At 64.8% G+C, this 13,060-nt stretch carries 9 protein-coding genes; 5 read left to right on the plus strand and 4 right to left on the minus strand.

The genetic code is table 11. The features are described 5' to 3' along the window. Positions 1–29 precede the first annotated feature (29 nt). The gene (locus FGF80_RS04415; RefSeq protein WP_138652434.1) at positions 30–1,184 is read right to left on the minus strand and encodes a Gfo/Idh/MocA family protein; all 1,155 of its coding nucleotides are present in this window, start codon (positions 1,182–1,184) and stop codon (positions 30–32) included. 557 nt (positions 1,185–1,741) lie between these two features. Further along, on the minus strand, positions 1,742–2,338 hold the full coding sequence (locus tag FGF80_RS04420) for a DUF7344 domain-containing protein (RefSeq protein WP_006184434.1): 597 nt from the start codon (positions 2,336–2,338) through the stop codon (positions 1,742–1,744). 842 nt (positions 2,339–3,180) lie between these two features. On the opposite strand from FGF80_RS04420, the gene FGF80_RS04430 reads away from it, so the two are divergent. Continuing rightward, positions 3,181–4,140, plus strand: coding sequence for a transcription initiation factor IIB (locus FGF80_RS04430; protein ID WP_006184432.1), 960 nt, complete (start codon positions 3,181–3,183; stop codon positions 4,138–4,140). On the opposite strand, the gene FGF80_RS04435 is transcribed toward FGF80_RS04430, so the two are convergent. Then, positions 4,133–4,321 (minus strand): hypothetical protein, encoded by a 189-nt coding sequence (locus tag FGF80_RS04435; protein ID WP_006184431.1) that lies wholly within the window; start codon positions 4,319–4,321, stop codon positions 4,133–4,135. The two genes, FGF80_RS04430 and FGF80_RS04435, sit on opposite strands and share 8 nt — an antisense overlap. A gap of 133 nt (positions 4,322–4,454) precedes the next feature. Between FGF80_RS04435 and FGF80_RS04440 the strand changes: the two genes are divergently transcribed. Together FGF80_RS04440 and FGF80_RS04445 are read left to right on the plus strand one after the other, a co-directional pair. Then, entirely contained in the window at positions 4,455–6,365 is a 1,911-nt protein-coding gene (locus FGF80_RS04440) for a DEAD/DEAH box helicase (RefSeq protein WP_138652436.1), read from the plus strand. A gap of 155 nt (positions 6,366–6,520) precedes the next feature. Next, positions 6,521–8,260 carry a helicase HerA domain-containing protein gene (locus FGF80_RS04445; protein ID WP_138652438.1) on the plus strand — a complete coding sequence of 580 codons (1,740 nt, stop codon included), beginning with the start codon at positions 6,521–6,523 and terminating at the stop codon, positions 8,258–8,260. A 125-nt stretch (positions 8,261–8,385) separates the two neighbouring features. On the opposite strand, the gene FGF80_RS04450 is transcribed toward FGF80_RS04445, so the two are convergent. Then, a complete protein-coding gene (locus FGF80_RS04450; protein WP_138652440.1) occupies positions 8,386–9,507 on the minus strand; it encodes a DegT/DnrJ/EryC1/StrS family aminotransferase in 1,122 nt (373 codons plus the stop codon). A 242-nt stretch (positions 9,508–9,749) separates the two neighbouring features. Between FGF80_RS04450 and FGF80_RS04455 the strand changes: the two genes are divergently transcribed. Both FGF80_RS04455 and FGF80_RS04460 read left to right on the plus strand, forming a co-directional pair. After that, positions 9,750–11,378, plus strand: coding sequence for an alkaline phosphatase family protein (locus tag FGF80_RS04455; protein WP_138652442.1), 1,629 nt, complete (start codon positions 9,750–9,752; stop codon positions 11,376–11,378). Next, positions 11,375–12,385: a lipid II:glycine glycyltransferase FemX gene (locus tag FGF80_RS04460; protein WP_138652444.1), complete on the plus strand. Its 1,011-nt coding sequence runs from the start codon at positions 11,375–11,377 to the stop codon at positions 12,383–12,385. The genes FGF80_RS04455 and FGF80_RS04460 overlap by 4 nt, the downstream gene beginning before the upstream one ends. Positions 12,386–13,060 lie beyond the last annotated feature (675 nt).

The raw sequence follows: 13,060 nt of genomic DNA on the forward strand, positions 1-13,060 counted from the left end.
AAGCGAGGAGGGCTGGGCTACCGGCAGTTCTAGAGGTCGGTCGAGACGGACTCGGCGTCGGAGGTTTCCTCGGCCGCGTCGTCGTCCGCCGCGTCCGCCGTCTCCGCTCCGTCCGCCTCGGGACGGGGCTTTGCGGCGTCGCGGATGGTCTCCATGATGCGGATCGTCCACTTCGACTGCTCGAGGGGCACCGGCACGTCGGCGTCGCCTTCGATCGCATCGACGAATCCGTCGAAGATCGCACAGTGGGAGTTCGTCTCCGTCTCGGTCTCCCAGCTATCGTCGAACCGAGAGGTGGCGACCGATCTCGCGTTCTCGAGCGTGCTGGTGACCTGGGCCAGCGAGACGTCGAGGCTCTTCTTCGAGCGGGCGATGACCGAGGACGTGTAGTCCTCGTCGACCTCGTAGAGCGACTGGTTGATCTCGTCGACCACGAGGGACTTCTCGGAGCCGGTGATCACGTGGAGGCGCTGGGGGAGCGTTCCCGAGAGCATCGTCACGGTACAGAGCGCGCCGTCCTCGGAGACGTACTGGACTTGCGCCTGATCGTACTCGAAGTCCTCCTCGTAGCGGTCCGAGAGGACGGTCTGTGCGGAGATGTCGTCGTCGCGTTCCGGCCAGCCGCCGATGCCGAGGACCGAGTAGATCGGGTGTGGCAGTCCCTCCTCGAACTCGCCCCCGGGCAGTTCGAACACCCACGAGCCGCGGTTGACCTGATCGGGCGGCGTCAGTCCCGCATAGAGGGTGTCAACGGACTTGATGTGGCCGAGTTCGCCGGCGTCGATCAGCTCCCGGGCCGTGCGAACGGCCGGATAGAACAGGTGGTTGTGGATGACCGTTGCGGGCGTTTCGTGCTCGCGAGAGAGCGCCTGCAACTGCTCGACCTCCTCGGCGGTGACGGTAGCGGGTTTCTCGATGATGACGGCGACGCCGGCTTCGATCGCCTGCCGAGCGATATCGAAATGCGTCTGAACCGGTGTACACACGTGCAGACAGTCGAGTTCGTCGAGCAGTTCGGTGACGTCCGTGACGGCCATCGTCCCGAACTCCCGAGCCCGCTCCCTGGCCAGGTCCTCGTCGAGGTCACAGACCGCGACCAGTTCCATCTCGGGGTTGTTCCGCGCTCCCGCGAGGTGGGCCCGCGAGACCGTTCCTGCGCCGACGACTGCGGTTCGAACGACCATGAGCGGACGGACAGGACGCCGGTCATTAGTTTTAGTCCGATTACTTCACGAACCCTAACTCGCCCTCGAGACGGCGACCGGGTATGGGCCTGCTACCGACAACGAGGGTCGACCCGCTGAGATCGACCGCTCCCTCGGCCCGGGGCCGGAAGCGCGAAAGCGGTCCCTCATCGAGTCGCGACTCGAGGTCGGGTCACTCCGAGGACGAGTTTCGGCGGCCGAGGTGGCACGAGTTGAAAGACGGCTCCCGCGCCGGGAACAGCTGCTGGCACGCGACTGCTCCGGTATCGGATGACGGTCGTCGGGAGCCGGTCGAACGTACGTAATCGTGTGATAAAAACCTTCTCAGCGATCCGAGACGAAGGTGGCCGAATCGACAGCCGGCGACACGCCGATGGCGTCGAGCGGTGGCCGCGCCGACCGTGGTCGCGGCACTCGAGCGAGTGGCGGCAGGAGCGCAGCGACTCACCGACCGAGACGCCCATCACTCGAGCGGACGGACTGACAGGAGAGTCGTCGCGGATTCGGGACACGGGAGCGCCGTCACGAACGTCGGGTCACTCGATCCGGGACAGTTTGCCGTCGACGGTGCGTTCTTGCGAGCGGTTCCGAACGACGTGAGCGACCGAGAGGCAAAAGAAGGTGACGACGACGGCACCAGCGAGGCCGAGCATCGGGAGTGTCGATAGCAGCGGTGCGCCGAGCGCCGCCGCGCCGAGAAGGGCGGCACCGACGACGCTGAGAGCGGCATACCATCGATCCCACCGGTCCTGTCGGTGGCTGTCCGTATCGAGGTACATCATCAGCAGGTCCGCGTTGTCAGCGAGCGAGATCAGGCCCCGGTCCTGGTCGTATTCGACGATGCCGGCGTCGTCCATCTTCGGCAGGTGGGTCTGGTAGAGGGCGACGTAGACACGTTTCCGCTGATCGGAACTGAGCGCGTTGACCTCGGTATCGTTCTCCCAGGCGGCGATCTGTTCGGCGAGTTCACCGAGCGTAACTGTTTCGTCGGCTTCGAGCAAGTACGCGAGGACTTCCCGGCGACGGCGATTCTTTAAAAGCTCGAAAATGACGTCCTTCGAGAGGCGTTCGTCCTCGTCGGCCTCGGCAACCGAGGCGATTTCGTCGGGCAACGACGTATCGATCGAGGACATTACGACGACCCTCCGGTTGTAGAGACACCATTCGAGTTCGGCACCGGTCGGACCTGCTTCCCGTCACTGGAACGTCGTCCCGACGGCGACCGCTGTACGTTCGAACGGCGAGTCGAAATCACGATTGACACACCAGGTTGTACACCAACAGAGATACTCTTAAGCACGGCCACGTTTCGCACCGTCTGCAAAGGAGGTACGGAACGACTTCTCGACGGCACTCCCGCGACGCTCGGCCGCCGCCATGGCGGGCGATTTCGAACGCCCGCGTCGCCGCGTCGTATCTGGCGATTGCACCCGTATATCGGCGGCGTACGAGCGGTCGGCTCGGCGAACGGCCACCGACGAGCACGGTCCGGGGGACTACGTACTAACACAGCACTGGGTCCGAAGGTTCGAACCAACCAACCTAAAGGCGAGCGACAGTTCACAACCGAACGACGGATTTACGTCATGAATGGGCGATTTATGTCGACAGGGCAGAACAACGATCGCCACGATTCATGTATTATGTGTGCATTGCCCACGGTGGGTCGAAGCGACCGATCCATGGTCGTTTCACCCGGACACGACCGATGGGACACGGTCTCGATACGGCTGCCGCTCTGTTTGCTCGAGGCAGTTGGCGGCCGTATCGATCATCTGCCGTTCTCTCTTCGAGCGGTGGCGGTCATCGCCCGCCGTCGCGCGAACGACACCCCGCCGTAACCGGGTATGTAATTCGCCGCGTTCGCTCGGGCGAACCCTCACGCAGACTGACAGCCGGCGGCATCGTAAGTCGGTGTTTCCCGCGAAACCATGTGAACCCATTACAGTGCCGGCAGGGTTTCCTCCGGCTACTGATGACGCGGTCTATCATCGATCAACGCAGCACCGAATCAGAGTCGACGGAGGTCGAGACCGGTCTGTGTCCCGACTGCGAGACCGACACGATCATCCACGACCCGGATCGCGGTGAGCAAGTCTGTGCGGAGTGTGGACTCGTCCTCACCGAAGACCCGATCGACTACGGGCCGGAGTGGCGCGCGTTCAACGCACAGGAACACGACGAACTGTCGCGCGTCGGCGCGCCGCTGACCCAGTCGATGCACGACCGCGGGCTCACGACGACCATCGACTGGCGCAACAAGGACGCCAACGGCCACTCGATGTCGGCGGACAAACACGGCCAACTCCATCGACTCCGGGTCTGGCAGGAACGCATCCGAACGAAGAACGCGGGCGAACGGAACCTCAAGTACGCCCTCTCGGAAATCGACCGCATGGTGAGCGCGCTCGGGGTTCCCAAGCCCGTCAAGGAGACCGCGAGCGTCATCTACCGACAGGCACTCGAGCAGGACCTCATCCGGGGCCGATCGATCGAAGGCGTCGCGACCAGCGCGCTCTACACCGCGTGTCGAAAGGAGGACATTCCGCGCAGTCTCGAGGAGGTCACCTCGGTCGCACGCGTCGAGCAACGCGAGATCGGTCGAACCTACCGGTACATCGCGGACGAACTCGACATCAACCTCGAGCCGACGAACCCCAGACAGTTCGTCCCGCGGTTTTGTTCGGAACTCGACGTCGATACCGACGTCGAGACCAAAGCAATCGAGATCATCGACCGGACGACCGAGCAGGGGCTCCACTCGGGCAAATCACCGACGGGGTTCGCCGCCGCGGCCATCTACGCCGCCGGGCTCCTCTGTGACGAGACCATCCCCCAGCGAGCGGTCGCCGAAACCGCCCAAACGACGGTCGTCACCGTCCGCAACCGATATCGGGAGCAACTCGAGGCGATCGATCAGCAGCCGGCTACATGATCGACCGCTCGCCCTCGCTGGTGCTCTCGGTGTAGAGGCGTTCGTCGGCCAGCGCGTGGAGGTTCGCGTACGGGATGAAGGCGATGAAGGTGCCGTCCTCGTCGTACAGTTCGACGCCGTTCTCGGCGTGGTCGTACCGATCGCATTCGATCTGTCCTTCGGGAAGGATCGCGCGGTACATACCGGAACGGAACGCCGTCCAGCCAAATATAGCTATCCTGGTTCGGGCGTCCGATCACCCCGGATAGGGACGCTCGACGACCCACCGTCGGCGAGCGAAATCGGTTTATCCGCACCGGCGTTACGACTCGCCAGTGACCGACGACCGTTCTTCGACGCCCGCCGACGAGCAGCGAAGCGACCCCGCAGCGTCGGGTGACACGGAGCCGATCGACGCCGGCGACGAGAACGAGCCGGGCGACGCCGAGTTCACGATCGCCGACTTCCACGACGCCAGTCAACGGGAGGGACGACCCGTACTCACCGCCGCGGCCGTCTCCCGTGCGCTCGAGATTCCCCACGAGGAAGCGACCGCACGACTCGAGGCCCTCGCCGACACGGGCGACATCGAGCGCCACGCCGTCTCGACCGACCCCGTGGTCTGGTATCCGAGCGAACTCGAGGATTTGACCGACCGCGAGCGGGTCGTCGTCTTTCCGAAGCGGCGGGAGATCATCGTCGACCGCCCCGAGCAGTTCACCCGCGCGCAACTCTCGCAGTTCGCCCACCTCGCGGACGGGAACGGCGAGCAGGGCTATCGCTACGTCGTCCGGCCCGAGGATATCTGGGGGACGCCCCACGACTCCTTCGACGAACTCGCGCGGACGATGCGACAGGCGCTCGGCCAACGGGCCGACCAACTCGAGGACTGGGTCGAGAGCCAGTGGGACCGGGCCCACCAGTTCCGCCTGACAACCCACGAGGACGGCTACACCGTGCTCGAGGCCCAGAGCCCCGAGATCATGGGCAACGTCGCCCGCCAGAAACTCGACGAGGAACACGTCCACGCGCCGATCTCCGAGACGGAAGACTGGGTCCGGGAAGGGGCGGAGGCCGCGATCAAGCGCATCCTCTATGAAGCCGGCTATCCGGTTCAGGACCACCGGGAACTCGAGTCCGGCGAGGAACTGGCGACCGACCTGCAGGTGTCGCTGCGGGACTACCAGCGGACGTGGGTGGATCGCTTTACAGAGGCCGGCGAGGGTGTCTTCGTCGGTCCGCCAGGCAGCGGGAAGACGGTAGCTGCGATGGGCGCGATGGCCCACGTCGAGGGCGAGACCCTCGTCCTCGTGCCGAGCCGCGACCTCGCCCAGCAGTGGGCCGAGACGATCGTCGAGTACACCTCGCTCGAGCCCCATCAGATCGGCCAGTACCACGGCGGCCGCAAGGAGGTGCGGCCGGTGACGATCGCTACCTACCAGATCGCGGGGATGGATCGGCACCGCTCGCTGTTCGACGACCGCGAGTGGGGGCTGGTGATCTTCGACGAGTGCCAGCACGTTCCCTCGGATGTCTACCGGCGGAGCACGCACCTCCAGTCCAAACACCGGCTCGGGCTGTCGGCCAGCCCGATCCGGGAGGACGACCGCCAGACGGAGATCTTCACCCTCGTCGGACCGCCGATCGGCACCGACTGGGAGGCGCTGTTCGACGCGGGCCACGTCGCCGAGCCCGAACTCGAGATCCGGTACGTGCCGTGGGGCGACGACGAGCAGGCGAACGCCTACGGCTCGGCCGACGGCCGTGAGAAGTATCGGATCGCCGCCCGCAATCGGGGCAAGATCGACGAGGTCCGCTACCTGCTGTCGGCCCACCCCGACGCGAAGGCCATCGTCTTCGTCGACTACTTGGAGCAAGGCGGGGAGCTCTCCGAGGCGCTCGACGTACCCTTCCTCAGCGGCGAGACGCCACACCACGAGCGTCGGCGGCTGCTCGAGGAGTTCCGACGGAACGAGCGCGATTTGTTGCTCATCTCGCGGGTCGGCGACGAGGGGATCGACCTGCCGACGGCCGATCTAGCGATCGTCGCCTCGGGGCTGGGCGGCTCGCGCCGGCAGGGGACCCAACGTGCCGGCCGGACGATGCGGCCCGCCGGCGGCGCGCTCGTCTACGTCCTCGCGACCCGCGGGACCCGCGAGGAGGACTTCGCCCGGAAGCAACTCCAGCATCTGGGTCGCAAGGGGATGACGGTCCGCGAGCGGACGGTCGAGCGCGACGCGGATTGATCGGACTCGAGAACGCCCGTCGGCCGCACCCACCGCGGCGCAGGCGGCGGTTGCCGGCCGACAGCGACGGCGGACGCGAGGCCAATATTGAAGGTCGCGTGTTCGAACTGTACAGATAGTATGAACGAACCGCGCACGACCGGGGTGGTCGATCGGTGAGCGATGGCTCCAGGCAGCGCCTGATCCACGTCGGCGAGACGGCCGACGGAGCCGATCTGCAGCTGCCCGTCGTCGAACTCCTCACCGGTCGCGGGTTCGTCACCGGCAAGTCCGGCTCGGGGAAGTCAAACACCGCGTCGGTGATCGCCGAAGAACTGCTCGAGGCCGGGTATCCCCTGCTCATCGTCGACACGGACGGGGAGTACTACGGGCTCAAAGAGGAGTACGAGATGCTCCACGCAGGGGCCGACGAGGAGTGTGACATTCAGATTGGGCCGGAACACGCGGAGCAGATGGCGACGCTGGCGCTCGAGGAGAACGTGCCGGTCATCCTCGACGTGTCGGGGTATCTCGACGAGGACGTCGCGGACGAACTCCTGCGGAAGATCGCCCGGCAGCTGTTCGTCAAGGAAAAAAAGCTGAAGAAGCCGTTCCTGCTGGTCGTCGAGGAGGTCCACGAGTACATCCCGGAGGGGGGCGGCGTCGGCGAGACCGGCAACCTGCTGATCAAGATCAGCAAGCGCGGCCGGAAACACGGCCTGGGAATCGTGGGAATCAGCCAGCGACCGGCCGACGTGAAGAAGGACTTCATCACACAGGCAAACTGGCTGGTCTGGCATCGGCTGACATGGGACAACGACACGAAGGTCGTCGGCCGGATCATCGACACCGAGTACTCGGAACTCGTCTCGGATCTCAACGACGGACAGGCGTTCGTCCAAACCGACTGGACCGAAGTCGACGTCCGGAAAATCCAGTTTCGCCGGAAGCGGACCTTCGACGCCGGAGCAACGCCCGGCCTGGACGACTTCGAGCGCCCCGAACTCAAGTCCGTCTCCGACGCGCTGGTCGGCGACCTCCAGGACATCTCCGAGCGCACGGAGCGCGAACAGGACCGCATCACCGAACTCGAGGCCGAACTCGAGAAAAAGCAACAACGGATCGAAACGTTGGAGGACGACCTCGCCTCGGCGCGTGATGTCTCGAGTGCGGCCAGACAGATGGCCGACGCCTTGCAGAACACGGACACGGTCCAGTCGCAACTCCCCGGCGGCAGCGAGGACGTACGCCGACTCCACGAGGAGATCGCCGAGCTCGAGGCCGAGCGAGACGAACTCGAGGCGGACCTCGCCGCGCGCGACGACCGTATCGAGCACCTCGAGGAGCAGCTTGCGGATCGAGCGGCGGAAGTCGATCGACTCCGGAACGAAAACAAGCAGTTGCGCGCGGTCGTCCGCGATCTCGAGCGCGAGGAGCGTCCCGAACGGGATGCTGACGATGCGACGGTCGGGGCCGACGACGGCGGTGCCGACGCGGACGGGTCGGCGATCGTCCAGGCCGGCGGTGACGACATCGAGTTCGGATACACGCCCGCCGACGCGGACGCGGCGTCGGAGACGGACACCGTGGACGAGCCGGGGTCCGTCGTCATGGACGAGGAACGCGACCTCCCGGACCTGCTCGAGACCCGGTGGATCAACGAGCGCGTCGCCCGCGCGTGCGAGGGGTCGCAGTGTTCGCGCGAGACGGCCGCGGAGATCCTGGGCGTGTTCGCGCGAGACGGCCCGCTGGAGACGGTGGCCGTCGCCGCTCGAGTCGATCGATCGCGGGTCGCAGTCCAGAGTCTCGTCTCGGAGCTCCGGACGGCCGGGTTGCTCGAGCGGGCCGGCGAACGGACGTACGCGCTGGCCGGCGACGTGCGGGCGGAACTGCCGGCCGCGGCGGCGGGCGAGTAACGGAGTGCGCTCCGATCGGATCGAAACGGGCGGGCGGCGCTATAGTCGTCACCGAAATTCGAGACACGCCCGACCGCATGACGGTTTGTGGTCAGTGTCTCGACCGTTTCGGTAGCGACGATCCATCACGGTCGAAGCCGATCGCCGACCGTCTCGATGGCCGACGGCTCGATCCCCTGATGGACGGGAAGCGCGACGAGATCGTCCGCAAGTCGGATCGACGTCTCGTACGTGTCCGCCTCACGGACGGTCTCGCGGAGGATCGGCCAGGAGTGGGCACCGACGACACCACGTTCCTCGAGCGCCGCGAGAAACGAGTCGCGATCGGCCGTTCGGACGGGGAACTCGTACGGGCTGATACCCTCCGGCAGTCGGTCGTAGAGCGGTCTCACGTCCTCACGGTCGGCGACGACTCGCCGCCACGCACGGAAGTTCTCCCGGCGAGCAGCCCGGATCGCATCCGGGTCGACGGCGTCGGCGACGATCGCGGAAAGCTTCGACATCGGGACTTTGGCGGCCTCGTATCGGCTGTCGGGGTCTACGGACGACGAGTCCACCACCCCGTCAGCGAGGATCGCCTCGACCGAGCGGTACAGCGACGAGCTGGTCCGAAGGACGCGTTCGGCGATCGAGGCGGCCACGAACCGGCAATCAGCGGTCGCGATGCGATTCGACCGGCCGGCAAGCGACGAGGGCGCGAACTGCGCTGTGACCGTCTCGTCCGTACAGTAGAGGACGGCCCCGTCGGGGACGGGGAGGAGTTTCCGCAGCGTCGTAATGCCGAGATCACCGTGCGTGCCAAGCAGGGTCCCGTCGCGGACACTGAGCGGTGAATGCGCGTTATCATCGACGTGATAGCAGTCGTACTCGTCCGTCAGCGCGGCGAGCCGTTCGAGGCCGGGCTGGGGGAAGCCGAAGTAGTTGACCGACACGACGGCGGCGGTGTCGGCGTCGATCCGTGCCTCGAGATCGGCGAAATCCGGTGCGAGCGACTCCTCGATGGCGTAGTACCGCGACTCGAGGCCGAGTTCGTGGAACGGCTCGACGACGGCGGGCGAGAGGAAGGCGGGAACGATGACGTTGTCGCCGGGGTCGACGAGTCCGGCGAGGCCGTCCCGGAGTGCGACTTTCCCCGAGCCATAGTACGTGTGCGTGCTGTCGGGTGCGTACCGGTCGATGAACGCATCGATCCCCGGTCCCGTCCCCGAAAGTGACGCGTCGAACACGGACGGGGTTGCATCGATCATACGAAGCGGCGGGACGGGAAGCCAGTAGTAGAGCCGATCATCGACGTAAGACGGACCCGGCCGCGCCCTTAGTGATAGGGGCGATACAGCCCACGGTCGCGTGCCAATCGCGTCTTACAGTCAACCGGCGCGATCGACACTCACACCGTTTGAACTGCTATTCCGTCCGTAGAACCGCCAGTACGAACTTACAGTCGGCCAGCAGTTGCATAACAAAGCACGGGCGAACGGACACCGCGTCCATGGCAGGTTCGACCGACAACAAAGACCTTCGTCTGCTCGTCGTTGGGCTGGACGCCGGCTGTCGGCCGGTGCTCGAGTCACTGTTCGAGTCGGGCGAACTTCCAACCCTCGAGGGGCTGTTCGATCGCGGAACGGCGGGACCGCTCGAGTCCCAAATTCCGCCGTGGACGGCCAGCGCCTGGCCATCGCTGTACACTGGCAAAAACCCGGGCAAACACGGTGTCTACGACTTCCTCTCGTTCGACGGCTACGACTGGGACGTCGTCAACGCGACCCACGTCAGGGCGCGGCCGGTCTGGGAACTCCTGAGCGAGCATGGGTTCTCGAGTGTGGTCGTCAACGTACCCGTGACCCATCCAGCACGGGCGTTCGACGGCGCGTTGATTCCGGGACTGACCGCGCCCGAGAACCCGGACTGCCACCCCGATGGAATTCTCGAGGACGTGAAACTTGCCTGTGGCGGCGAGTACTGGATCTATCCGCAGAGCGGGCCGGCACCGGACCGATCGATCGAGGGGTACGTGCGGACGATCGAACTCCGTGGGAACGCGTTTCGCTATCTCACACGCCGGATAGCGCCCGATTTCGGCTTCCTCCAGTTCCAGCAAACCGACTCGGTGTTTCACGAACGACCCGGTGACAAACGGGCGATCGAAGCGGTCTACCGCGAGGTTGACAGACAGCTCGCGGCGACCATCGAGCGAACCGAGCCCGAGAACGTGCTGGTCGTCAGCGACCACGGCATGGGGAAGGTGACCGGCGACGAGTTCCGGGTCAACGAGTTTCTCCGCGAGCGCGGCTACGTGAGCGCTCGCAGCGGCGGCGACGGAATGCCTGACTGGTCGAAGTCCTGGGAGAACGATCTACTCGAGGGAGCCGAGGCCGGCGATCACACGGCAGGCCCGCTCGAGCGGGCGATGAACCTCGCCGCGGGTGTCGGGCTCACGACCCAGCGGGTGGCGAGCGCGCTCGACCGTGTCGGACTGAAAGAACCGATCGGCAAGCGCGTCCCGAACGACATGATTCGAGCCGCGAGCGAACAGGTCGACTTCCCCGAGTCGAACGCCTACGTCCGCTCGAAGAGCGAACTCGGCGTCCGGATCAATCTCGCGGGCCGCGAGCCGAACGGACAGGTACCGCCCGGGGAGTACGAGACCGTCCGCGAGGAACTCATCGAGATGCTGTCGGCCGTCCGAACGCCCGACGGTGACCGGATGTTCGACGCCGTGGAACCGAGGGAGCACTACTTCGACGGCCCACACGTCGACGAGGCACCCGACATCGTGACGGTTCCCCGGGCGTTCGATACGGCGATCGACGCCAGCCTCGGGAAGGAGCGGTTCGGCGATCCGATGGAGCCGTGGAATCACAAGCGAACCGGCGTCGTCGCGGCCGCCGGACCGGCGTTCGACGAGTCCGTCTCCCTCGAGGGAGCGACGATTTTCGATATCGCGCCGACGATCTGTTCGCTCTTCGATATCCCGATCGACGCCGCGATGGACGGGACCACGCTCCCGGTTATCGACAAGACTACGGAGCGACCGTATCCGGCGTACGATCCGGAGCCGATCACGGCGACCGACGACGAGACGGTCGAAAACCGACTGTCCGATTTGGGGTATTTATGAGCGTGGAAATCCGCGCCCTCGACCCACGGATCGATGCCGACGAGTGGAACCGCTACGTCGAGCGCTCCGACGGAACGAACCCCTTCTTCCGGGCGGAAGCGCTCCGGTTACAGGCCGAGGACACCGGATCGACACCCTATCTGCTCGCCGGCTTCAAAGGCCAGGAGCCGGTCGGCGTCTTTCCCGTCTTCGAATACGCGAGGGGGCCGGTCACCGGTGCGTTCTCGCCGGCTCCCCACTCGTGGACGTCGTACCTCGGTCCCTCCTTGCTCAACGTGGACAAACTCAAACGACGGAAGGCCGACCGGCGAACCAAACGCTTCATCGAGGGCTGTCTCGAGCGGATCGAAGACGAAATCGCGCCGCTGTACAGCAAGTTCGTCACGGCGGAGTTCGACGACATCCGGCCGTTCGTCTGGAACGAGTACGATGTCGAACCCGGTCACACGTACGTCGTCGATCTCGAGGGCAGCGAGGATGAGTTACTGAAACGGTTCAGCAGCGACGCACGGAGTAACATCCGGAACGCCGACGGGGACCGCTACACGATCGCGGAGGGTGACACCGACGACGTTGCGCGCATCGTCGAAAAGGTCCGCGACCGCTACGAGAGCCAGGGCCAGCCGTTCCGGCTGAGCACCGACTTCGCACGGTCGCTACACGAGACGCTGCCCGACGGCGCGATTCGGCCTTACGTCTGTCGCGTCGACGGCGAGTTTCTCGGCGGAATTCTGGTCGTCGAGTCCGATCGAACGCGGTATCGATGGCAGGGTGGCGTCAAGCCGGACGCCGGCGTCGATATCGCGATCAACGACCTGTTAGACTGGCACGTCATGCGCGACGGCCTGCACGGCGGCATCGACAAGTACGACCTCGTCGGGGCCGGCGTCCCGAGCATCAACCGGTACAAGGCGAAGTTCAACCCCCGCCTCGAGACCCAGTACGAGATCACGGCCGGCGCGTTCGGGATCGATCTGCTCGTCGATCGGTATCAGAAACACCGGTAAGGCAGCCGTCGAATACGCCGCATCGACTCGGCTGACCCCGAACTCTCGTGACGAGTATACAGTTGGCAGCCGATCGGAGGGCCTCAATGATCGAAAAGACGTCCAGCACAACTGGTCGAGCCGGCCGAAAGGGGAGTTGCAGGATTGTGAGAACGTGATGCAACGCGTGAGTTCGTCTATGATCGGCTCAAATTAGTCACATTCCCTCGTCGTCGTCAGAAGAGTCGAGTTGATACGCCCGTTTTCACGGATTCCAACGTGGGTAGTAGAGGCATTGCAATCGAATCGGTCGCGAGGGATGTGCAGTGATTCTTTCGCGTCAGTTGTCACGGGCTGTATCCGAACGAGATAGGTTGCCGGCTCTAACAGTGTGAGTGAGAGATCAGTATCGGACGGGAGCCGATACGTGCCGCTGAGAACAGCGGACTCAGTTGGCTGCTCAAAGATTTCGACAGTTATTCCGAACGTCTCGGCAGTTGCGTTCCAAATCCCTATCTCATGAGGTTGGTTCTGTTCCGGGTCTGTTACTGTATTTTCACTCCCTGTCTGAAAATCTAGATACGTATATTCCGGAGCATACTCAGGTAACTCCGAACGGTCTGTGTTACTTGTAGTGGAAGAGTTAGGTGGTAACGAAGCCCCCCGTTGTGATCGACTTTGCTTGCTTTCCGACAG

It is taken from the genome of Natrinema pallidum, from assembly GCF_005890195.1.
Lineage (GTDB): Archaea > Halobacteriota > Halobacteria > Halobacteriales > Natrialbaceae > Natrinema > Natrinema pallidum.